This window comes from Bacillus sp. FSL P2-0099 (assembly GCF_038007445.1).
GTDB lineage: Bacteria > Bacillota > Bacilli > Bacillales > Bacillaceae_G > Bacillus_A > Bacillus_A mycoides.
On sequence record NZ_JBBOXE010000001.1, the window covers coordinates 2,213,823 to 2,237,245 of the forward strand.

The following is a 23,423-nucleotide window of genomic DNA, read 5'->3' on the forward strand; positions in this document are numbered from 1 at the left end:
GGGTTTTTACATGTGCATGAATGACTAATAAGTAGGAATTTAATTCATTTTGCAGAATATAATAAGACATAAATATTTTTAGTTGCATACGAAGATTTGTTCTTATATGATAGTAAGTGAAAGCGTTATCAAAAACAGAGCGGCGATGGGAAAGGCGGTTAAATATGTTCCAGCGTGTTCAAACAAAGGAAGAGCATTTTTGGTTCGAGCAACTGTGGGGAGATTTTTGTGAAGAAAGAAACTTAATGTTTGTAGAACGTAATTTAAATCCATCACGATTTTTATTAATAGAAGATGAACATCATATTGGTACAGTAGAATGTATTAAGTTTACAGTACCTGAACAATCAAATTCTGAGTTTTTCTATCCGTTTTCTAAAAATGATTTAGTGAAAGATTTGAAAAATGTGTATGAAATAGGAAAGTTAAGTATTGCGAAAACGTCTCGGGGGAGAGGACATTTCAAAAGGCTGGCAGCTATTTTATTTATGCATGCGTTAGAGACGAAAGCGGAATGGTATATTGCAGCAGTTACAAAAAGAATGTATATGTATTTACTTACACTCGGTTTTCCAATCGAACCGATAGATAGTCCATTCCAGTTTCATGATACTTTACAAGGTGTACCAGTGCGAATTCATGCTCGAAAAGGGGCTACACATCTGTATTCTTTGAAAGAATTCCGTGATATTATTCAAGGGAATGCTCATGCGCAGGCACTTATTGCAGAATACAGTAAAAATATTATGTTAACAAAATGAAAATATATGAATATGTATAGTATGAAGAAGAGTTACTTATTACGGGCATCTGTTTTCATACAAAAAGTAGACCCTTATTCTCAGAATAAGGGTCTAAAATATTATAGTCCAAATATACTAAAAATCATTTTACGACGCTTCGGTTTCTTTTCTCTTTCATATGTTGGTTTTGCATCAGGAGTAATGTATATTGGTTCTTCTTTTTTTAGGGCAGCTTCTAGTTTTTGAATTCGTTCTAACATTTCCTCTATTTCGCGGCGATGTTGTAAAAGTTGGTATGTAACGACATCATTTGCTTTATCTTGCATTTGTTCTTCCATTCGATCTAGTCTTCTCGTAATTGTGGTAAATTGAGCTGTTAATTGCTCAAAATCATTCGATGATGTGTTTTGAACAATTGTGTTTACTTGAGTTTTTAATTTTTCTACATCATTTGAAGATGGTTTTTGAGTAGTTTGAGAGTTTTGAGGCTGGTCCATTTGAGAGCGATGGTATTCTAACATTAGATCTAAATCACCTTGTGTGAAAATAAAATGACCATATTTATTTTTTTTAATCGTAAGATTTAATTGTTGTGCAATCCGGACAACAGCCTTTGGGCTAACACCTAATTTCTTTGCGATAAATGGTGTTTTATATTCCAAAATAATCCCTCCTATATATATCCTGTTGAATGATTTCTAGTTATGTAGCAAGTTCCCTTCAGGTGTGACAAAAGAAGTGTGGAATCGGCAAAGAAAGTGTTTTTTCACGAAGTTCAGCTGTTTAGCACATACTATTTATATAAATCATTTTTAGTTATCGGAAAATTGGGCTTATTATAGTTTGACGATAATAAGCTAATTAGATTATCATAATTATAAATATCTTTTTTATGTATGCATATAATATATAAAAAGGTGGTTACTAATGTAGAATTTTATTAGAGTATAAGAATGCTTACTTCACTTGAATAAATTTAAGTAGGAGGTGGCTTCCTTGCTTACACTGTAAGTAAGGAAAAGTATTTGGACATATATAGTATAAGTATAGTGATTGTTTTAATTGCCTTAACGGCATTTTTCGTTGCAGCAGAATTTGCAATTGTTAAAGTGAGGAGTTCACGAATTGACTATTTAATTGCAAAAGGAAATAATCGTGCAATATCTGTCAAAACAATCATTACAAACTTAGACGAATATTTATCAGCTTGTCAATTAGGAATAACTGTTACAGCTCTTGGGATTGGGTGGTCTGGTAAACCTGCGCTAAAGCACATGTTTGATGTGTTGTTTGCAAATTGGAACGTCCCTACTCAACTCGCAGACATTTTAGCTATAATTTTAGTATTTTTGTTTATCACATTTTTCCATGTGGTAGTAGGAGAGTTAGCTCCAAAAACATTTGCGATTCAAAAAGCAGAACAAGTGAGTTTCTTTGTTGCTAAGCCACTCATTTTGTTTTATCGTATTGCATTCCCATTCATTTGGATTTTAAATGGATCAGCTCGGTTAATTACAAAGTTTCTTGGGTTGAAACCACCAAAAGGGCATGATGAAGTGCATTCAGAAGAAGAATTGCGGTTGTTAGTTTCAGAAAGTTATAAAAATGGTGAGATTAATCAATCTGAATATAAGTATGTGAATAAAATATTTGAATTTGATGATCGTATTGCGAAAGAAATAATGGTACCACGAACAGAGATGAATATTTTAAATAAAGAAATGCCTGCTGAAGAGGCTTTACAAAAAATGTCTCATGAAAAATATACGAGGTATCCGGTTGTTGATGGTGATAAGGACCATGTAATAGGCTTTGTGAATTTTAAAGATATATTTACAGATTTTGTGAAGCACCGAGTTGTTAGTGAAAAGACAGTGGAGCAATATATTAGGCCAATTATTTTAGTTATTGAATCTATCCCGATTCATGATCTATTTTTAAAAATGCAAAGAGAAAGAACACATATCGCTATATTAATTGATGAATATGGTGGTACATCAGGTCTTGTAACCGTTGAAGATATTTTAGAAGAAATTGTAGGGGATATTCAAGATGAGTTCGATACTGATGAACAACCGGAAATCCAACAAGTTAGTGAGACGAAAACGATTTTAGAGGGAAAAGTACTTGTTAGTGAAGTGAACGCATTATTAGGTTTGACTATTGACGACGATGATGTCGATACGATTGGCGGTTGGATCCTAACAAAAAATATTGAGATTTCCGAGGGTGATACCATTGAGATTGAAAATTATAAATTTTGCGTGAAAAAATTAGATGGACACTATATTAAGAGATTAGAAGTAACGAAACCTTCAGAATCGATTGTTATTGTAGGAGATGAAAAAAAGATTTCGCTGCAAGAACAAATTAGTTCGTAAACTCTGCTTTGTAGCAGAGTTTTTTTGAGCAAAATGTTTTTTGATGTATTAGGGCTATGATACAATTACACAAGTCAGACCTTTCACTAGGTGAAATAAATGAAGTGTATTATTGTATACATATATTCGGAAGGAGAACCACTATGAAAAAACATTTATATATAAATGGGGTATGGAAATCAGTAGAGACGTATAAACCATTGTATGCACCATATTCTGAAGAAACATTAGCGGAGATTGCGCAAGGTACAGAAGATGACGTTAAGGAAGCAATAGTTTCGGCCAAAAATGCAATGAAAGAAATGAAAAAATTATCCGCATACGACCGTGCAACTATTTTAGAAAAGGTTGCACAAAAAATGGATGAGAGAAGAGAAGAGTTTGCAGAGATTATCGCAAAAGAAGCTGCAAAACCAATTCGTGCTGCACGGGGAGAAGTAGATCGCACTGTTCAAACATATAAGTTTGCAGCTGAAGAAGCGAAGCGAATATATGGTGAGACGTTACCATTAGATGCTGCACCAGGAGCGGGTGGCCGTATAGCGTATACAATTCGACAACCAATCGGGGTTATTGGTGCTATTACACCGTTTAATTTTCCACTTAATTTAGTAGCACATAAGGTAGGCCCAGCAATTGCGGCTGGAAATACTATTGTGCTAAAGCCTGCCGACCAAACGCCACTTTCTTCGTATGCATTGGTAGAATTATTTGAAGAAGCTGGTTTACCAAAGGGAGCTTTCAATATAATTTCTGGACCTGGATCTGTTGTAGGTGAGGCATTAGTAAAAGATGAGAACGTTGCTAGTATTACTTTTACAGGAAGTCCGAAAGTAGGTATTGGAATTAAGGAAAAAGCCGGGTTGAAACGAGTGACGTTAGAATTAGGATCGAACGCTGCAGTAATTATTGATGAAGATGTTGAATTGACAGACGAAATAATTGAACGTGTAAAATGGGGCGCGTTTGTGAATAATGGACAAGTTTGTATTTCAGTACAACGTGTTTTTGTGCATGAACGCAAAATGGAAGAGTTTATTACAAAATTAACGAAAGCAATGGAAAACGTTGTAGTAGGAGACCCGCTTCATGAAGAAACAGATGTATCAGCACTTATTTCAAAAAAAGATGTAGAACGTATAAATTCATGGGTGGAAGAGGCAGTTAAGGAAGGAGCTAATGTTGTATACGGTGGTAACAAACGTGATGCAAGGATTTTTGAACCAACTGTATTAACAAATGTTCCAGATTATGTATCTGTTCAGTGCCAAGAAGTATTTGGTCCACTTATGACTGTAAATACATTTAAAGAATTTGATGAGGCTTTAGAACAAGTAAATAATTCACGTTATGGATTACAAGCAGGTGTATTTACAAACAATCTATGTAAGGCAATGCGTGCAATTGATGAATTAGAAGTCGGTGGTGTCATGATTAATGATATTCCAACGTTCAGAGTAGATCATATGCCTTATGGCGGTGTGAAAGAGAGTGGCACAGGCCGTGAAGGGATTAAATATGCAATAGAAGAAATGACAGAAATGAAATTAGTGTGTATTAAAAAATAAAGTAGATCGAGCTTAAACACCGCAATAAAAAACGAGCAGGAAATGTTTACGATTCCATACTCGTTTTTTATTGTTTGTTTTACGTTTCTCGGAACGATTTCATTTAATCAAGTGTACCTTTTACTTCATTTCTTGTTTGAAAATATCATCTTCGACATAAATATGTTCTTTATCTACAGCAGTGCTATGAGAGAGTACTAAACCGATTGGTGTTTCAGTACCTTTATTTTGAACAATTGTAAAAGGAATATTTTTTTCAGTTGCTAATTTAATGTATTTTGATAAATGTGGGTAAGCAATGCTTCCATTTAGGAATAGTTGTAATGATTGAGAAGAACGTATGTTACCCGTTACTTCTGTATACACATTACTTTGCATTACTTGACCGATTGTTAAAGCGATTTCTACACGCTCACGTAATGTAGTTAAGTACATATTACGTTCTTCTGGTTTGTTTTGCTTTTGGCCATATATGCCTTCTTGGAGATAGTCTTCCACATTTTTATTTACCATATTTTTCACACCTTTCACTTCTTATTGTACGCAAGAATTAAAAAGGATGCAAAAAAAAAGTAGTTTTGAACAGGAAAATAATTTAAAAAATGAGAAGAGAAAAGGGATATATGAATAAAACTTATTTAAATAAGAAAGGAAAAATAAATTTTATCAACAGAAATTAACAAAATGTGACAAAAATCTATTAACGAAATGTATTTTTTGTGTTAATATTCAAAATATAAAGGGTATTCGTCGTATGGAAATGGAGGAATGGAGGTTTTTCCAATCGATAAGGATATTAAAGAAGTATTTTGTTCGCACTTGAAAAACAACAGGCACCAATTCGTAGAGAACTGGAAAAACAAAATGATAATTTCCGAAAAAGATCCATTTAAACAAGAGGTAGTTCAAAATGGAGCGAATTTATTAGATTTAATTATCGAACTTATTATGGAAGATAAAGACATTAATTATCTTCAGCCATTATGTGAGAAAATTGCCATTGAGCGTGCAGGGGCAGATGCGAATATTGGAGATTTTGTTTACAATGCAAATGTGGGAAGAAATGAACTTTTTGAAGCGATGTGCGAATTGGATGTAAGTGCTCGTGAACTGAAACCGATTATGGCCAAAATACATACTTGTTTTGACAAATTAATTTATTATACCGTTTTAAAATACTCAGAAATTATATCGAGAAATTTAGAAGAAAAACAGCAATATATAAATGAAACACATAAAGAAAGGCTTACGATTCTAGGGCAAATGTCGGCTAGTTTTGTGCATGAATTTCGTAATCCGCTAACTTCGATTATGGGATTTGTAAAGTTATTGAAGACAGATCACCCTAATCTATCGTATTTAGATATTATTTCACATGAATTAGATCAATTAAATTTTAGGATTTCGCAATTTTTACTTGTATCGAAAAAAGAAATGTGGAATGAATCTGAACGTTTTTTGGTAAATGACTTATTTCAAGATATTATACAATTCTTATATCCAAGTTTAGTTAATGCAAATGTTTTGATTGAAAAGAATTTGCCGTATCCTATTCCACTCGTTGGTTACCGGAGTGAAGTGAAGCAAGTAGTTTTAAATATTTTAATGAATTCGATTGATGCTCTTGAATCGGTGAAAGAAGAGCGAAAAATTATCATTGATGTATTTGAAGAGGATCAGGCTGTTCGCATTGTTATAAAAAATAATGGACCTATGATTCCAGCAGACAATGTAGAGACTATTTTTGAGCCATTTGTAACTACTAAAAAGCTAGGAACTGGTATTGGACTATTTGTATGTAAACAAATTGTAGAAAAACATAAAGGATCCATATTGTGTCGTTCGGATAACGATTGGACAGAATTTCAAATTACGTTTCAAAAGTAAACAGTCTACACCATGCGAATGGTGTAGACTGTTTTAATTTGTAAGTATAACGGTCTCTAATTTTGGATCCTCAGTTGAATAACCAACTATTGAAATTGTGTAAATTGTATTTGGTTCAACGTTGAATTTTGGAATGGTTAATAGTACTTTTTTTGTATCAGCAAGTGAAACTTCAATATCTGCTGTACCAGGGCTAACTTGTAAAAAATCTGTTATTTGCTTAAAGAGTACATTTTCAAATAAATGATCCCCATCTTTTAAATTTACATTTACAACTGGAGTGTCTGGTGAAAAATGTGCAAACCGTATTTTTGCTTGACCAGATGGTAAATGAGTATTATCAAGAATGGGTTGTAATTGGAGATGATTATCGCTATTGACCGCTGCAAGGGTATAAGTGTGATTCCCCATTATTGGTACTAATGCTGAAAATATTGGAGTTTCGTTTCCGACAGGGACAATATCAATACGGTATTTACCTTGCACTAATGATAAATACGGACTGAATTGTTTAAAAGAAATATTTTTAATAACCTTTTGTCCGTTTATTATAATATCAACTGCTGGTGTATGGGGAGCTGTGTGGAAGATTCTCATATGTGACGGTAAAGTCGCTTCTTGTGAATCTCTCTTTTCATATGCTTGTACAAGTTTTGTAATTGCATCATAGTATTTCATATAGAGTTCTACATATCTTTTAGGATTGCTATATTGATAGTAACGAGCGAGCTGTTCGTAACGTGCAGCTTCTTGGCCGTATTTTTCAATTTCGGATTGAGTCATGAACATTCCTCCTTTATCATCATTACAAATATATGCGAAGCTAGAAAGAGGTTATGCAAAAAACTTGCCTTTCTAGAAGGAAAAGTTAAAATGGGGATTTTTTTATTTATAGGCAAACACACATACAAATCGATAATTGTCCTACATAAATTATAAAGGAAAGGCAGTTTGACTTTGATGGAAGGAGTGGAACCATTGGGATGGGGATATCCCCATAGTTATTGGGAATGAAGTTATGGAGGATTTTGTGCTATAGGCTGTGGGACGAATTATGGATTTGTATTATGAGTATTTCTATTAATTTTAGTGATGCGTTGGATAAGGTAATACCGATAAAAGAGCGTCGTGCCGAACTGATTAATGTGGTTAATCGGTTCTTTTTTTATTGTTCTAAACAGGTGGTACTATTTGTTAAGAAATAGTTATGATAAATGAGGCGAAGTAAAATGTCGAATTTTGTTTGAAAATATGCAATATAAAGTAGGATAATAGGAAGGAGAATAACGGGAGTTCCGTCGAAGTTTACACAATGTCAGCAATTGAGGGAAGCTGATATTATATTAAAAAAATATTCAATTTGCTGTTATCTTAAATCAGGAAGGGGTATTTAAGCGTATAGGTAAGATTGGTCTTCATTTCAAGTTCTGAATTTTCTGTTTTTAAAATAATATTTAGCAGTCATTTGTATATTTTATAATAGTTTTTTGATAAATTCACTGCTTTTGCAGAGGATTCTTTTTTATGAAAGAAACGTCAATTTTCTTCATATACATATACAAATTGGAGAAATGGGGGAGCGCTATGCGCGATTACTTAATTAAACCACTTGTTGGTCAGCCGTATCCGATGATTTCACATGGAAAAGGTGTGTATTTGTATGATCAAAACGGAAATAAATATTTTGATGGTTCGTCTGGAGCGATTACGGCAGGTATTGGACATGGCGTAGCAGAGATAGCAGAAGTTATTAAAAAACAGGCAGAGGAGATCGCTTTCGTTTATAGATCACAGTTTACGAGTGAACCAGCTGAAAAATTAGCGAAGAAGTTAAGTGATTTATCTGTAGGAGATTTGAACTGGAGCTTTTTTGTGAATAGTGGTACGGAAGCAAATGAAACAGCTATGAAAATCGCAATTCAGCATTTTCAGGAGCGTGGCATTCAAGGGAAACATAAAATTTTGTCACGGTGGATGAGCTATCACGGGATTACAATGGGAGCTTTATCTATGTCTGGGCATCCACTGCGCAGACAACGTTTCGTTTCTATTTTGGAAGATTATCCAACTATTCCAGCTCCATACTGTTTTAGATGTCCTGTACAAAAGGTATATCCAACATGTCAACTTTCTTGTGCGACTGAACTAGAAAGAGCGATTGATCGAATTGGTGCAGAACATATTGCAGCTTTTATTGCTGAACCGATTATCGGAGCTGCTGGAGGCGCGGTTGTCCCGCCGAAAGAATACTATAAAGTAATTAAAGATATTTGTAGTCATTACGATATATTATTTATTGCGGATGAAGTAATGACTGGACTTGGTCGTACTGGTGCATGGTTTGCTATGGAGCACTGGGGTGTAGAACCGGATATTATGACCCTTGGTAAGGGGCTAGGAGCGGGTTATACACCAATGGCAGCGACAATAGTAAGTGACCGTGTTATGGAGCCGATTTTACGTGGATCACGTTCTGTAATGAGCGGGCATACGCTTAGTGCAAATCCATTGTCTGCAGCAACGGCTTTAGCAGTTATTGAATATATGGAGAAACATAATTTACCTGAAAAAACAGCAGAAAAGGGAGAGTATTTATTAAAAGGTTTGCAGAAAGTTCAGCAACAATCGACAATCATTGCCGATGTGCGTGGAAAAGGATTGCTAATTGGAATAGAATTGCAACCGTTTACAAAAGCGTCGGAGCTTATTTCAGTTGCTGCTAAAAATGGACTGCTCTTATACCAAGCTGTTTCAGGGCAAGCAGGAAAAGAGGATAGTGCACTGCTTGTTGCACCACCAATGACAACTACATATTCCGAGTTAGATGAATTACTTTCAATTTTTGTAAAGAGCGTGGAAGAGATGATGCAAAAAGGAGGGCATAGTATCGCATGACAACTATTACAAATACATTCGGTAAATTAAAAGAAATAGAGGAAGTAATTTCTTTGTTCCATGATGATATGACATTAATGTTTGGGGGATTTGGAGGAATCGGATCACCTCCATCTTTAATTCAAGCTGTTTTAGATAAAGGCATTACAAATTTAAATTTAATAGGAAATGATACTGGATTTCCTGATGTAGGAATCGGTCGTCTTGTTACGAATGAAAGGGTTAAATCTTTAGTTACTTCTCATATTGGGTCAAATCCAAATGCGGGAAGACAATTAAATGAAGGAAGATTGCAAATTGAATTCTCTCCGCAAGGAACACTCGCAGAGCGTATTCGCGCTGGTGGTGTAGGGCTTGGTGGTATTTTAGTTGATGTTGGTGTTGATACGATTGTAGAAGAAGGAAAGCGTACAGTTGAAATGAATGGAAAGACATATTTAGTTGAAACAGCTTTAACGGCTGAAGTCGCAATTGTATATGCGAAAAAAGCGGATCCGTTTGGCAATCTTGTATTTGATAAAAGCGCTCGTAATATGAATCCACACGTAGCTATGGCTGGTGACATAACGATTGTAGAAGCAGAAGAAATTGTTCCACTTGGAAGTTTAGATCCAGAAGAAATTGTCGTCCCAGGTGTATTTGTAAATTATATCGTGCCATCGGAAGGAGTGAATTGGAAATGGGTATGGGCGTAGAAGTAAGAGATAAGATTGCAAGACGTGCAGCGAAAGAAATTCAGAATGGTATGCTTGTAAATTTAGGTATTGGAATTCCATCGCTTGTACCGAATCATTTGCCAGAAGATATGAATGTTATGTTTCATGCGGAAAACGGTATTGTTGGTATGGGACCAACGCCAAGTAAAGGGAATGAAGATGAGAATTTATGTAACGCAGCTGGTTTACCAACATCTCTTATTACAGGAGCAAGTTATTTTGATAGCTGCATGGCGTTTGGCATGATTCGAAAAGGATTACTTGATGTTACGATACTTGGTTCGTTACAAGTAAGTGAAAATGGTGATTTAGCGAACTGGATTGTACCAGGAAAACGCGTTCCAGGTATTGGAGGAGCGATGGATTTAGCGCAAAAAGCGAAGCGGGTCGTTGTTGTGATGAATCATGTTGATAAATACGGAAATGCAAAGATTGTTTCGGAATGTACATTGCCATTAACTTCGAAAAAATGTGTAGATTTAATTATTACAGACATGGCTGTCATGGAAGTAACCCAAAGAGGACTTGTCTTACAAGAATTAATGAGTCCATATACTGTAGAAGATGTAAAACGACATACGACAGCTGATTTTCATATAAGCTCAAATTTACTAGTAATTGAATGAGGGGAGTTGTAATATATGGAGCAATTAAAAAAACAAGTTTGTGATTATATTGAGGGTCATGAAGAAGAGAGTGTAAAATTTTTAACACGATTAATTCAAGAAAAGAGCGTATCTGGTGATGAAAGTGGTGCACAGGCAATTGTTATTGAAAAGTTGCGTGAGTTAGGTCTAGATCTTGATATTTGGGAGCCTGCTTTTAAGGAAATGAAAGATCACCCTTATTTCGTATCACCTCGTATAAGTTTTACAGATAGCCCGAACATTGTAGCGACTTTAAAAGGAAGTGGCGAAGGGAAATCTATGATTTTAAACGGGCATATTGATGTCGTGCCAGAAGGGGATGTAAATCAGTGGGACCATCATCCATATAGTGGAGAGAAAATAGGAAACCGCATATATGGACGTGGAACAACAGATATGAAAGGCGGCAATGTCTCACTTATGCTTGCGATGGAAGCGATTATTGAATCTGGTATTAAACTAAAAGGTGATATACATTTTCAAAGTGTAATAGAAGAAGAGAGCGGTGGGGCAGGAACATTAGCCGCTATTTTACGAGGATATAAGGCAGATGGCGTTATTATTCCTGAGCCGACGAATATGAAGTTTTTTCCGAAACAACAAGGATCAATGTGGTTTCGTCTACATATAAAAGGAAAAGCAGCACACGGTGGTACACGTTATGAAGGAGTAAGTGCAATTGAAAAAAGTATGTTTGTTGTAGAGCATTTGAGAAAATTAGAAGAGAAGAGAAATGGTAGAATTACAGATCCGTTATTTAAGGGGATTCCGATTCCAATTCCAATTAACGTTGGGAAAATTGAAGGGGGAAGCTGGCCAAGTTCTGTTCCCGATTCATTAATTTTAGAAGGAAGATGTGGTATTGCGCCGAATGAGACTATAGAGGCAGCAAAAGAAGAGTTTGAGGGCTGGATTGGTGAATTAAAAGATGTGGATAGTTGGTTTGTAAAAAATCCTGTAGAAGTAGAATGGTTTGGGGCTAGATGGGTTCCTGGTGAACTAGAAGAAAATCATCCACTTATTACAACGCTTCAACATAATTTTGTTGAAATCGAAGGGAACGAGCCGATTATAGAAGCTTCGCCATGGGGAACAGATGGAGGTTTGTTCACACAAATAGCTAATGTACCCACGATAGTATTTGGTCCAGGAGAGACGAAAGTAGCACACTATCCAAACGAATATATAGAAGTTGATAAAATGATTGCTGCCGCAAAAATAATTGCATGTACATTACTAGATTGGTGTGAGGTGAAAAAATGAAATACTATGAATCTTTTAGTGAACAGACAAAGCATTATACAGTAGAAGGGGTTTTAGATTATTTTAATAAACGTATTAGAATTGATCACTATACAGGAAATGTTGAAAGCATCATACAAACAATCGATGAATTAGCAAAGAAACATTCTTTCACTAAATGTATTATTAAAGGAAAGGGAGAGCATGTTTCAACATGGCTCTCTTTCGGTTTCTTACTGGAAGCAACAATACCTCATTATTTTCAAGGGCACGATGCGCACTTCTTCGTGAAATATCATAATGATGAAAGACGAAATAGTATTCATTGGACTGAGGAAGATACTATTTTAAGTGGTGTAAAAGAAAAAGAAGTGAAAGAAAAAATAGTCCCAGAGGAATTTGTGTTAAGAAAAGCGACAGAAGAGGATGCGGAAGAATTAGCAATTGTCTTTGGAAAAGTATTTGAAGTTTATCCGACACCTTTAAATGATGGGAATTATGTAAAGCAGACGATGAAGGAAGACGATACAATTTACTATGTTTATGAATTCGAGGGGAAAATTATTAGTACAGCATCTGCTGAAATGAACGTGAAAGAAGGTAATGCAGAATTAACGAATTGTGCTACATTACCTGAATATCGAAAACATGGTTTCATGAAAAGTCTGTTAATTAAATTGGAGGAAGAACTCCAAGAAAAATCTATTTTTTGTTCTTATACAATTGCTCGCTCGCTATCTTTCGGTATGAATGCAGCCTTTCATCAATTAGGCTATACATATACGGGAAGGCTTGCGAATAATTGCTACATTTTTGATAAGTTGGAAGATATGAATATATGGGTGAAAGATTTATCCAGCTATTCGAAAGCAGTAAGACTCCCGCCTCAAAATTCGGCTGTAAAGCAAAGAAGTTAGGTGGGAGTCGGGTTAATAATAAAGCCCCACTGATTAAAGTTTCACTTAACCATAAATAAGCAATAAAAATATATACACATTTCATCAAAATAATAGAACGGAATCGTCATGCTTATAATCGCACAGAGGGTGCCGAAAATTCGGCGTTGAATTTGCTGGATTTTCGGCAAAAGGGGGGATGACATTGCTAGCAGTTTCGACACAGGAAGTCATTGAAGCGATTTTGGGCAGTATAGATGAGGCCATACATGCAGTAGATGAAAATGGGATTACAATATTTTATAATACAGTTGCTGCAAAACATGATGGATCTAAAATTGAAAATGTGCTAGGAAAGCATTTATTAGAAGCATTCCCGTCATTATCCAGAGAAACAAGTACGTTGATGAAAGTATTAGATACAAAAAAACCAATCGTACACCAAGTTCAACATTACCAAAATTTAAATGGGGAAGACGTTTGTACGGTCAATACAACGTTACCTATTTTAATAGATGGAAATATTGCTGGTGCTGTAGAAATTGCGAAAGATTATTCTACTATTCAAAAGCTTACTGATACGATTGTAGATCTACAATCGAAAATAAAACGATCGACTAGCAAAAAAACGGTGAAAAAGCATGTTGCATTCGAGACAATTGTAACTGATGATTCCCGCTTTAAACAGACGAAAGAGTTAGCACAAAAAGTAGCGCCAACCGATGCGAATGTTTTAATATATGGTGAAACTGGAACGGGGAAAGAGCTATTTGTGCAAGCGATTCATGAAGCTTCTAAACGAAAAAATAAGCCGTTTATTGCACAAAACTGTGCAGCTTTGCCAGAGTCGCTATTAGAAAGTTTGCTGTTTGGCACGACAAAAGGTAGTTATACAGGGGCAATCGAACGAGCAGGATTATTTGAACTTGTAGATGGAGGGACATTATTTTTAGATGAACTGAATTCAATGCCGCTTGATTTACAAGCAAAAATGCTACGTGTATTAGAAGATGGAGTTATTCGTCGCATTGGTGATAATAAGACGAGAAAAGTAGATGTTCGCGTTATTACTGCAATGAATCAGCCTCCAGAAGTATGTTTAAGAGAAAATAAAATTCGCACTGATTTATACTATCGATTAAATGTATTTTCATTATATATCCCGCCGCTTCGCGAAAGAACTGAGGATGTACTGTTATTAGCGTCTTACTTTTTGAAAGAATATAATAAAAGTTATAAAAAAGGTGTACTTCAAATTGATAAGGAAGCGAAAGAAAGATTACAAGCTTATCAATGGCCTGGAAATGTTCGTGAGTTAAAGCATACGATTGAACATGCTGTCATTATTACAGAAGGGAATTCGTTAACAGCAAATTGCTTGCCACGAACATTTCGGAAAGAGAAACTTCCGAAGAAGAAAAGTATATTACCGCTTAGGGAAGCTCTTCATCAAACGGAAAAGGAATTAATAGATCAAGCGTTAATTGAAACGGAAGGGAATATTTTGCAAGCAGCAAAAATGTTAGGTATTCCTCGTCAAACGCTTCAATATAAACTGAGCAAGTACGACAAAACCGCCGAATAATCGGCGGTTTTTGTGTGTTTGCACCAATAAAAGAGCGTTTACATATATAACAAGTAATGAATATGATAGTAAATATCGTTTTAGTACAGCACTTAAAAATATTTATTCTCTTATATAATAGGGTATTTCTCGCATTTACTTATCAAGAATATGAAGTTGGCATAATTATTGCTTATATAAAGGATGAGCGTATAAAAAGGGGGAATAGCAATGTTACATGATGTATACAAACCAAATCGTCACTGGAAGGATATTGAATTATGGAAAGATGTTACAGAAGAACAATGGAATGATTGGGTTTGGCAATTAACGAATACGATCAAAACTTTAGATGATTTAAAGAAAGTAATTAACTTAACACCTGACGAAGAAGAAGGCGTTAAAATTTCAACGAAAACGATCCCGTTAAACATTACACCGTACTATGCTTGGCTAATGAATCCTGATGACCCACGCTGTCCGATTCGGATGCAATCAGTACCGATTTCGGAAGAGTTATATAAAACAAAATATGATTTAGAAGATCCTCTTCATGAAGATGAAGATTCACCAGTTCCAGGATTAACTCATCGTTATCCAGACCGTGTACTATTTTTAGTAACGAATCAATGTTCTATGTATTGTCGTTACTGTACACGTCGTCGTTTTAGTGGACAAATTGGAATGGGCGTACCGAAAAAGCAATTAGATGATGCGATTGCTTATATTAGTGAAACACCACAAGTACGTGACGTTTTAATTTCTGGCGGTGATGGACTTCTAATTAATGATAAAATTTTAGAATATGTATTAAAGAATTTACGAGCAATCCCGCATGTTGAGATTATTCGTATCGGAACGAGAGCACCAGTTGTATTCCCACAGCGTATTACAGAAAACCTGTGTAACATAATTAAAAAATACCATCCAGTATGGTTAAATACTCATTTTAACACTTCTATTGAGATTACAGAAGAATCGAAACTAGCATGTGAAATGCTTGCAAATGCAGGTGTTCCAATTGGAAACCAAGCTGTAATTTTAGCTGGAATTAATGACAGCGTTCCAATTATGAAAAAACTTATGCATGATTTAGTGAAAATTCGTGTTCGTCCATATTACATTTATCAATGTGATTTATCAGAAGGTATCGGTCATTTCCGTGCACCAGTTTCGAAAGGTCTTGAAATTATTGAAGGCTTACGTGGACATACGTCTGGTTATGCAGTACCAACTTTCGTTGTCGATGCACCGGGTGGAGGCGGAAAAATTGCGCTTCAGCCAAACTATTTAATTTCACAAAGTGCGGATAAAGTTGTTCTTCGTAACTTTGAAGGGGTTATTACAACGTATCCAGAACCAGAAAACTATATCCCAGGAAGAGCAGAAGGCTACTTTAAAGAAATTTATCCGACTTATGAAGAGAAACGTTCTGATATCGGCGTTGCAGGATTGATGAGTGATAAGAAATTTAATCTTGTTCCAGATGATTTACAACGTATGAATCGCCGCAAAGATTATGAAGTCAATGAAACGCATGCTTCTTTAAAAGATAAACGTGATAAGCGTGATCAATTAAAAGATAAAAAATATCAAGCACAAATAGCAAAGTTAGATGATGACAAAAAAAATGAGGGTGACGTAGTATGAATTGTATGTGGTGTGACAGTACAGAAGCGAAAGAAAGCTTGAATACTGTATATTGGGAATTACCAGATGGTACGAAAGCCATTGAAATCCAAGAGACACCATGTATTACTTGTTCCTCATGTGGAATGGACTATCAAGCAGACCATACTGTAAAAGAAATTGAAGATCAGTTGTTTTTAATTTATACGAAAGATTTGCCAAAACAACTAACATACGAAGAGTTGATGGGAAGACCACGTTTATTAAAAAGGAATTATTTCGACTTTTAACCAGCTTTTATGCTGGTTTTTTTCTTTTTTGCCTTGTATAATGTACCCAAGTTAGAAAGGTAGGGAATATTTTTGAAAAAGACATTTTACCATTATATGATGAAGCACCGTGCAGCTTTATTTAAAAATGAAATATCAGATTTAGCAGAGGCGATGTATGATGATTTAAGTTTTCCGAAGCAATCTGAAGACTATGATGTAATTAGTTCATACTTAGAGTTAAGTGGAATGCTAGAAAGTATGTCTATATTTGATGATGCATGGGATTTATATATACAAGAGAGATAACGATATGAAGTTTTAGGAAAATGAAAGCATAATGAATACATTACTTTGAAAGAAGTGAAGTATTCATTATGCTTTTTTATTTACAATACGTCTTGTTGTTAGAACATAAATGAAAAGTGAAAGCTAGTTTAAATACTAGCTTTTTTAAGTTATATACAAATTCTACTTTTTTATTGAAAAAATTTATGAATATAAGCTTCTGTGATAAGCGTTTTTATGTAGGTTGCATATACTGTTATCAAAATCACGACGTTTAAAAAAGGAGAGATATTGATGGCAAGGAAAAAACAACCTAAATATAACGTAGGGGACATAGTCGTGATTACGCTATATGGAACCGTTGGGAAAGTTACAAATATGAAAGTTTTAGATGGAGTTTACGTATACGAAGTAAATAATCACGATGGGTTTTACGTTGAGCAAACTTTACAGCATGTAACAGAGCAAGAAATGAAAAAGGGCGACACAGAGTGGATTGAATTAAATTATAACTTTACTTTTGGTGATCTCGTGCAAGTAACTGGATATGATAAAGATGTTTTTCGTATTGTTGGTTTTCGTACAGAAGTATGGAGATATAAAAATGATGCATGGGAAGATACTATATATGAATTGTCACGAATTACTGATGGTGAATGGTTAGAAGCTGATGAATCAGATTTAACATTACTTGCCAATGCACAAACGGCAAATGCAATTTTGAAGAAAATGAAACAAGATAAAGCTGGTATGAATAAATTGGATTTAGGAAAATTGAAGTCGATTAACAATTCGAAAAAAGTAAGTGTAAAGACGAATCGCCAAGAAATTATTGATGGGTTATTAGATATTTATAATGATTATCATTTATTATTCGATACATTTAAAGATGAAGAATATAAAATTGTTATGGATGTTGTTCAAAATTATTTAGTTAAATTGACAGAGAAAAAATAGTTAACTAGAAAGAGAGAATAAATTGAACAACAACATATGCAGTATAAGGTATGCCTACAATTATTAAAAAAATAAAAAGCCATTTAATAAGAGAGTCTGCCCATTGATCTTCATGCATGAACTCTTCTTTTGTTTGCCCTACTTCTTGATCTACTTCATATTGGTATTCCATTATTATTTCCCCCTTTGGATAGCTTGTACTAACATCGTATGCCCTTTACCTACATGATATGACTTATAAAAAAGAAAAACTATTTTTCTAATCTCATATACATAATTTTGAGATTTTTTCATAAAACAGAAATAAAGGAGTGATGCTCATGAAGGAAATTGAAGTCGTAATTGACACGGAAGAGATTGCGGAGTTTTTTTATGAGCGACTAATTGAAAGAGGGTACGTTCCAAAAAGAGAAGAAATTGAGGACCTGGCAGATATTACATTTGAGTATTTATTAGAGAAATGCATGATTGATGAAGTTTTTGATGAAGAGGAAGATTGAAAGTAACGGCGGGCTTAACTCGTCGTTTTTTACTCTTTACAAACTTGTCACAAATATAGACAAGAATTGTTGGTATAATTAAAAGAAAATTTTATACAAGAGGTGAAGGGATGTTCAAAAAAATTATTGATTCTTTATTAGGAAAGAAAAAACATCGTTCGTATTCAAGTAGTGATCATCGTCATAGAGGGCGCTCTTATTCAAGTAGCGACTATAAACGACGTTCATCTGGTTATGGGCATCAGCATTATAAAAGAAAACGTAAAAGCCGTAGCTTCTTTTCAAGTAGCTGATGAAATGGCGTCGTATACTAGCTTTATTTGATAGACCACTGCGAAAAAATACAATCGTTGCAGAGCGTTATAAGATTGAATCAGTAATTGGAATGGGCAGTTATGGGGTTACATATGTCGTTAATGATTTACAAATAAATAAATATAAAGTCTTAAAACAATTAAGGCAAAGTAAACAAAGATATGAGTCTGGTAGAAAATCATTTGAGCAAGAGAAAGTGATGTTACAAACATTAAATCATGCGTCAATTCCTAATCTACATGATCATTTCATATGGGAGAAAAAGAACTTTTTTGTGATGGAGTATATGCCGGGGGGAAATTTCGAAGATCATATTTTCTTAGATGGGCAAGTATATGATGAACGTGAAGTTTTTGAAATTTTATATGAAGTACTAGGAATTGTTTCGTATTTTCATAGTAAAGGTATCATTCACCGAGATTTACGTATTCCAAACATATTAATGAAAGAAAATCAGATTAGTATTATTGATTTTGGATTGGCTAAATTGAAAGGTGAGGGTGATGAGCGAGCTATAACTTATGAAGGTGAACAAGCTTTGATGCGAGAAGTTCACTTTCGTAGCGATTTTTATGCTCTCGGTCATTTCGTATTATTTTTATTGTATGCTAGTTATCAATCGACTGAAAAAAAGGAAAAACCTTGGTATGAAGAGTTAGTGCTGGAAGAATATAATCGCGACATGCTGATGCGAATGTTACAAATGAAAGCGCCATACTATGAAAATGTACAAGATTTGAAAAAAGATGTAGCTTACGCTTTAGAAAGGATGGAGACCCCATGTTTCAAAAGTTTTTAGCAAGCGTTGGAATTGGAAGTGCAAAAGTAGATACTGTTCTTGAAAGAGATGAGTATACAGTTGGAGAAGAGATAGTAGGGAAGGTTCATATAACTGGAGGTTCAGTTAGCCAAGAAATTGAAAGCATTTACTTAACGTTGTCGACGTCATATGTAAGGGAAGTGGATGATAAAAAAGTAACTGCATCGTATGATTTAGAGCGAGTTCGTTTAACAGATCCATTTTCTGTAGAGCCAAATGAAAAAGTGGAAATTCCATTTTCGTTTTTAATGCCAATTGAAGCACCACTAACACTTGGAATGAAAACGGTTTGGGTTCATACAGGTCTTGATATTAAACGTAGTATTGATCCAAGTGACCGTGATTATATTCAAGTATTGCCGAATGCGCTATTGAACAGTGTATTAAATAGTGTAAATCAATTAGGTTTTAAAGCGCGTCATATAGAATGCGAAGAATTACCGTATCGATTACGTAAGCAAGTTCCATTCGCACAAGAATTTGAGTTTATTCCAGTTTCCGGAGAGTATTATGGGAAATTAGATGAATTAGAATTATTAATTTTGCCAAGCGCCCACGATCGATTAGAAATTATTATGGAAGTAGATAGAAAATCACGTGGATTGGCTGGTTTATTCGCAGAAGCACTTGATCTTGATGAGAAGGTTATTCGCTTTACAGTAACAAACGAAGATATTCCAACGATGCAGCAAAAAATTAACAATAATATTTTTTAATAAACTATGCATAAAAAAGAAATGGAGAGGAAAACTAAAACAACCGCTCCATTTTTTTGCATAGTGAGGTTATGTATGTGAAACGATACCGACATTTATACTTGTTAAGTTGTACACTACTCATTTGTTTTGTCGCACTATCACTTTCGTATCATACCGCTTGTATTGAAAAATTTGATAATGTAGTCGCACACTTTATTCAAAGTTTCCGAAACGAGTATTTGACAACCTATTTTACTTGGGTGTCCTTTATCGGTTCAAAAAGAATATATTTCCCGTTACTCATTATACTTGTAATGTATTTTCTTCTTAGAAAAAAAATATTAAGTGCATTACTTCTAACAATTAATTATTACGGATCACGTTATTTGAACAGCATGCTCAAACTATGGTATGAACGAGCACGACCTGATGTGACGCAGCTTGTTACAGCAACTGGATATAGCTTTCCGAGCGGTCATACGATGAATGCTACTGCTTTTTTAGGATTTATTGCATACGTCACAATTACAGAAGATCGTATTTCATTGCATAAAAAGTTGCTGATTATTTTTATAGCAAGCTTCGTTGTATTATCTATTTCAGTTAGCCGAATTTATCTTGGCGTGCACTATCCATCTGACATATTAGCCGGATGGGCAGCGGGCGGTAGCTGGCTCGTTTTATGTATTATATTTCATAAGGCGTTCATTAAAAAAGAACCTATGTCATAATAGGTTCTTTTTGCATGGGCTCCACATGAATATGAGCATGGTAAATTCCGAATTTTTTTCGAAGCATATCTTCAATATTGTCAGTAATACAATGGCTTTCGCTAACATCCATTCGAGCATCTACTTCAATTGTAATATCCACATACGTTTGGTTCCCATACATACGAGCACGAATATCTACAATATGTTCTACACCTGAAATATGCCCTATAGCATCAGCGTATTCATCCATTTTTTCAGGATCAATTCCATCCGTTAGCATATGAGAAGCTTCTACGAAAATTTCCCACGCGGTCTTACAAATAATAAGACCGACAAGTAAAGCAGCAATAGGGTCCAAAATAGGCATTTGGAACTGTGCTCCGACTATACCTACTACTGTACCAATACTTACAAGAGCATCTGATAAATTATCTTTTGCAGCAGCCTCTAATGATTTACTTTTTGTTCGCATTGCAATCTTTTTCGTATACTTGTATACACCGTACATAACGACAGCAGAAAATAAAGCCACCCATGCTGCAAGTACATTAGGTGCTGCTTGTTTCGGATTGAAAAACGATTGAATTGCACTAATAACAACTTCTAATCCGACCGTTGCCATAATAAAGGAAGCAACAAGTGATGCGATTTGTTCTGCACGCGAATGCCCATATGGATGATCTGGGTCACGAGGCTTACGAGAAATTTTCAGGCCAATTAATATTGCTAAAGAAGCACCAATATCCGTTAAGTTATTCAAACCGTCAGCACGTAATGCGCTAGAGAGGGTAATATAACTGATGATGATTTTCATAGAGGATAAAAATATGTAGGCTATAATGCTGACAATAGCACCTTTATCAGCTTCTTTATGAGAAAGAGAATCCATTTTAATCACTCGCCTTTCTACAAGGAATTTCTTTCTATACATAGAGTATCAAACGAAACTCGTGTGGGTCTATACAAACATTGTTGACGTTTTATAGCTTTTTAAGAAGGGGATAACAAAGTTTCGTTAAGGAAAAATATGTTGAAAAGTACAAAGTAGAAATTTATCCCGCTATTTGAGGGCAGTAAGACCCCCACCTCAAAATTCAGTTGGAGCAAAGAAGTTAGGCGGGAGTCGGGCTGCCCGTAAACGCCCGATTGGTGAAGGCTAATAATCAGTGGGGGATGAACAAAAACCCCACTGATTAAGGTTTCACTTTATTAAACAATTAATGATGATTATGGCAAATGGAAAGAGGGCGAGAATAATGATTCTCAAAATTTTTTTCATATATATTTTTCGCAAAATGACTCTTTGTAATTCCTCATGTGAGTAATATATAAGAAATGCTAACAAAATTCTTCAATAAGAAGGGGAGAAAGCATTATAATATTCACTTTCCAGAAAGAGACAAAGGCAAAGAATAATTTGAAAACGAAAAAAACCTCTGATGATTTTTCAGAGGTTTTTCGTTTCTTAGTATGCTTCTAAAAACTCAGTAACTTGCTCTTCCGTTTTTGCATTTGCACTATGTAAGTGACCTAACTTTTCGCCATTTTGATAAACAAGCAGGCTTGGAATACCCATTACTTGATACTCTTCCGCGATACTTGGGAATTCATCTTTATTAATAGAATACCATTCAAACTTATTGAATTCTTCCATTACATCTCCGATAAAGTTGTCCATACGCACGCAATCCGGGCACCATGTTGTAAAGAACTTAACAACTACTGGCTCCTCGCTTGCGATGATGTCTTTGAATTCTTGTTCAGATTTGATTTCTTTCATGTTTTTGACTCCTCTCAATGTCACACGGATAAGCTAGTATTTTTTATGCAAAATCCGTAACTGCAAAATCTTCGACTGCTTTTTCTTGTAGGTCTGGTATACATATGAGTAGGTGTCTAATGTGATCCCTACTCTTTTATGTCCTAATCGTTTACTTACGATTTTCGGATTTACGCCTTATATCCTGCAAACGAATATTAGGAACCTCACTTTTCTTTATAAGCTTTTTCAGGAGCTGTGTCAAACTTCTGAAATTGCACGGGTTACATTATAGGTTGGGCAAACTAAATCATAATTATTATTTCCATCGCCATACCGTTCTTTTTCTTCATTGATTTTTTGAAGATGTCCTTGAAGAGCCAGCAGAGTAATTTCAGGTAAAACAATTAATCTCTTTCCTGAAGATGTTTTAGGCTCATGAAACTCTTTGGTAATATGCGAGAGGGAATGATTAACAGATAAGGTACGTCTGTCAAAATCAATATCCTTCCATACAAGAACGTTGGGGAGCTTGGTTACAAAGGTTTGCAGAATGGGAAAAGGGGAGCAGCGTGAGCAATGTTGTTCGAGGCTACCCAAAAGGAAAGTACGCAGTATAAGTAAAAAAGGACAAGCAGTCGTACCTGCTGTCCTGTATAGGAGAAAAATTATTCTGGATTAAAACTACGAATAACCAGAAAACGCGCTTTTAACCAGTGTTGTCAAAGATGTAATAATCTATGCAATAAAAAAGCTTAGTCGGAATTCAAAATACCAAAATGGCTTGCATTGGTAAAGAGGCCTAAGAGTAGTATATGTATAATGAAAAATCTCATACAAAAAGCAGACAACAATTTTGGTTGTCTGCCAGCGAGTCGAATGAGCTAGTCAATTGTGATAAATTGCTTTCCCATTACAAGAAGAGTGAAGCTGCTA

Annotated in this window: 25 protein-coding genes and 1 pseudogene; 19 read left to right on the plus strand and 7 right to left on the minus strand. The window is 35.0% G+C overall.

Going from position 1 to position 23,423, the window contains the following annotated elements; genetic code table 11:
* Positions 1-164: 164 nt before the first annotated feature.
* Complete coding sequence (locus MKY90_RS11355; protein WP_002085820.1) at positions 165-761, plus strand: hypothetical protein; 597 nt, start codon at positions 165-167, stop codon at positions 759-761.
* Positions 762-862: 101 nt separating this feature from the next.
* On the opposite strand, the gene racA is transcribed toward MKY90_RS11355, so the two are convergent.
* Positions 863-1,405: a chromosome-anchoring protein RacA gene (gene racA, locus MKY90_RS11360; protein WP_002012665.1), complete on the minus strand. Its 543-nt coding sequence runs from the start codon at positions 1,403-1,405 to the stop codon at positions 863-865.
* A 363-nt stretch (positions 1,406-1,768) separates the two neighbouring features.
* Here racA and MKY90_RS11365 point away from each other — a divergent pair, with 363 nt between their 5' ends.
* The gene (locus MKY90_RS11365) at positions 1,769-3,124 is read left to right on the plus strand and encodes a hemolysin family protein (protein WP_002127238.1); all 1,356 of its coding nucleotides are present in this window, start codon (positions 1,769-1,771) and stop codon (positions 3,122-3,124) included.
* A gap of 143 nt (positions 3,125-3,267) precedes the next feature.
* Entirely contained in the window at positions 3,268-4,692 is a 1,425-nt protein-coding gene (locus MKY90_RS11370; protein WP_002085816.1) for an aldehyde dehydrogenase family protein, read from the plus strand.
* Positions 4,693-4,812: 120 nt separating this feature from the next.
* On the opposite strand, the gene MKY90_RS11375 is transcribed toward MKY90_RS11370, so the two are convergent.
* Positions 4,813-5,205, minus strand: coding sequence for a YueI family protein (locus tag MKY90_RS11375; protein ID WP_002085811.1), 393 nt, complete (start codon positions 5,203-5,205; stop codon positions 4,813-4,815).
* A gap of 255 nt (positions 5,206-5,460) precedes the next feature.
* Here MKY90_RS11375 and MKY90_RS11380 point away from each other — a divergent pair, with 255 nt between their 5' ends.
* Positions 5,461-6,579 (plus strand): BA2291 family sporulation histidine kinase, encoded by a 1,119-nt coding sequence (locus MKY90_RS11380; protein WP_002127244.1) that lies wholly within the window; start codon positions 5,461-5,463, stop codon positions 6,577-6,579.
* A gap of 33 nt (positions 6,580-6,612) precedes the next feature.
* On the opposite strand, the gene MKY90_RS11385 is transcribed toward MKY90_RS11380, so the two are convergent.
* Complete coding sequence (locus tag MKY90_RS11385) at positions 6,613-7,362, minus strand: DUF4397 domain-containing protein (RefSeq protein WP_002012659.1); 750 nt, start codon at positions 7,360-7,362, stop codon at positions 6,613-6,615.
* A gap of 801 nt (positions 7,363-8,163) precedes the next feature.
* Here MKY90_RS11385 and MKY90_RS11390 point away from each other — a divergent pair.
* The 10 genes from MKY90_RS11390 to MKY90_RS11435 all read left to right on the plus strand — a co-directional run bounded on the left by MKY90_RS11390 (position 8,164) and on the right by MKY90_RS11435 (position 17,682).
* Positions 8,164-9,474, plus strand: a complete 1,311-nt coding sequence (locus MKY90_RS11390) for an aspartate aminotransferase family protein (RefSeq protein WP_002185938.1) — start codon at positions 8,164-8,166, stop codon at positions 9,472-9,474.
* The gene (gene atoD / locus MKY90_RS11395) at positions 9,471-10,169 is read left to right on the plus strand and encodes an acetate CoA-transferase subunit alpha (RefSeq protein WP_002085805.1); all 699 of its coding nucleotides are present in this window, start codon (positions 9,471-9,473) and stop codon (positions 10,167-10,169) included. The genes MKY90_RS11390 and atoD overlap by 4 nt, the downstream gene beginning before the upstream one ends.
* Positions 10,154-10,816, plus strand: coding sequence for a CoA transferase subunit B (locus MKY90_RS11400; protein WP_002127246.1), 663 nt, complete (start codon positions 10,154-10,156; stop codon positions 10,814-10,816). Before atoD ends, MKY90_RS11400 begins: the two co-directional genes overlap by 16 nt.
* 15 nt (positions 10,817-10,831) lie before the next feature.
* Positions 10,832-12,100 (plus strand): peptidase, encoded by a 1,269-nt coding sequence (locus MKY90_RS11405; protein WP_341091375.1) that lies wholly within the window; start codon positions 10,832-10,834, stop codon positions 12,098-12,100.
* Positions 12,097-12,996 (plus strand): putative beta-lysine N-acetyltransferase, encoded by a 900-nt coding sequence (gene ablB, locus MKY90_RS11410; RefSeq protein WP_002127248.1) that lies wholly within the window; start codon positions 12,097-12,099, stop codon positions 12,994-12,996. The genes MKY90_RS11405 and ablB overlap by 4 nt, the downstream gene beginning before the upstream one ends.
* A 178-nt stretch (positions 12,997-13,174) precedes the next feature.
* Positions 13,175-14,560: an arginine utilization transcriptional regulator RocR gene (gene rocR / locus MKY90_RS11415; RefSeq protein ID WP_003189045.1), complete on the plus strand. Its 1,386-nt coding sequence runs from the start codon at positions 13,175-13,177 to the stop codon at positions 14,558-14,560.
* A 210-nt stretch (positions 14,561-14,770) separates the two neighbouring features.
* A complete protein-coding gene (gene ablA, locus MKY90_RS11420) occupies positions 14,771-16,189 on the plus strand; it encodes a lysine 2,3-aminomutase (RefSeq protein ID WP_002012651.1) in 1,419 nt (472 codons plus the stop codon).
* Positions 16,186-16,458: a YokU family protein gene (locus tag MKY90_RS11425; protein WP_002085797.1), complete on the plus strand. Its 273-nt coding sequence runs from the start codon at positions 16,186-16,188 to the stop codon at positions 16,456-16,458. The genes ablA and MKY90_RS11425 overlap by 4 nt, the downstream gene beginning before the upstream one ends.
* A 72-nt stretch (positions 16,459-16,530) precedes the next feature.
* Positions 16,531-16,746, plus strand: coding sequence for a YozE family protein (locus MKY90_RS11430; RefSeq protein WP_002085796.1), 216 nt, complete (start codon positions 16,531-16,533; stop codon positions 16,744-16,746).
* A 273-nt stretch (positions 16,747-17,019) separates the two neighbouring features.
* On the plus strand, positions 17,020-17,682 hold the full coding sequence (locus MKY90_RS11435) for a hypothetical protein (RefSeq protein ID WP_002012647.1): 663 nt from the start codon (positions 17,020-17,022) through the stop codon (positions 17,680-17,682).
* A 4-nt stretch (positions 17,683-17,686) separates the two neighbouring features.
* Here the strand turns inward: MKY90_RS11435 and MKY90_RS11440 are convergent, their stop codons facing one another.
* Positions 17,687-17,854, minus strand: coding sequence for a DUF3930 family protein (locus MKY90_RS11440; protein ID WP_000456534.1), 168 nt, complete (start codon positions 17,852-17,854; stop codon positions 17,687-17,689).
* A 148-nt stretch (positions 17,855-18,002) separates the two neighbouring features.
* Between MKY90_RS11440 and MKY90_RS11445 the strand changes: the two genes are divergently transcribed.
* The 5 genes from MKY90_RS11445 (at position 18,003) to MKY90_RS11465 (ending at position 20,746) form a co-directional block, all read left to right on the plus strand.
* Complete coding sequence (locus MKY90_RS11445) at positions 18,003-18,182, plus strand: YozD family protein (RefSeq protein ID WP_002012644.1); 180 nt, start codon at positions 18,003-18,005, stop codon at positions 18,180-18,182.
* Positions 18,183-18,292: 110 nt separating this feature from the next.
* Positions 18,293-18,475: a hypothetical protein gene (locus MKY90_RS11450; RefSeq protein WP_063219597.1), complete on the plus strand. Its 183-nt coding sequence runs from the start codon at positions 18,293-18,295 to the stop codon at positions 18,473-18,475.
* Entirely contained in the window at positions 18,475-19,296 is an 822-nt protein-coding gene (locus MKY90_RS11455) for a serine/threonine protein kinase (protein ID WP_098167753.1), read from the plus strand. Before MKY90_RS11450 ends, MKY90_RS11455 begins: the two co-directional genes overlap by 1 nt.
* Positions 19,278-20,033, plus strand: coding sequence for a sporulation protein (locus tag MKY90_RS11460; RefSeq protein ID WP_002202111.1), 756 nt, complete (start codon positions 19,278-19,280; stop codon positions 20,031-20,033). Before MKY90_RS11455 ends, MKY90_RS11460 begins: the two co-directional genes overlap by 19 nt.
* Positions 20,034-20,110: 77 nt before the next feature.
* Positions 20,111-20,746, plus strand: coding sequence for a phosphatase PAP2 family protein (locus tag MKY90_RS11465; protein ID WP_002127255.1), 636 nt, complete (start codon positions 20,111-20,113; stop codon positions 20,744-20,746).
* On the opposite strand, the gene MKY90_RS11470 is transcribed toward MKY90_RS11465, so the two are convergent.
* From MKY90_RS11470 to MKY90_RS11480, 3 genes and pseudogenes are all read right to left on the minus strand, one after another.
* Positions 20,736-21,617: a cation diffusion facilitator family transporter gene (locus tag MKY90_RS11470; RefSeq protein WP_002085782.1), complete on the minus strand. Its 882-nt coding sequence runs from the start codon at positions 21,615-21,617 to the stop codon at positions 20,736-20,738. The genes MKY90_RS11465 and MKY90_RS11470 overlap by 11 nt on opposite strands.
* A gap of 576 nt (positions 21,618-22,193) precedes the next feature.
* A complete protein-coding gene (locus MKY90_RS11475; protein WP_000658777.1) occupies positions 22,194-22,508 on the minus strand; it encodes a thioredoxin family protein in 315 nt (104 codons plus the stop codon).
* A 43-nt stretch (positions 22,509-22,551) separates the two neighbouring features.
* Positions 22,552-22,874: pseudogene (locus MKY90_RS11480) on the minus strand (site-specific integrase).
* Positions 22,875-23,423 lie beyond the last annotated feature (549 nt).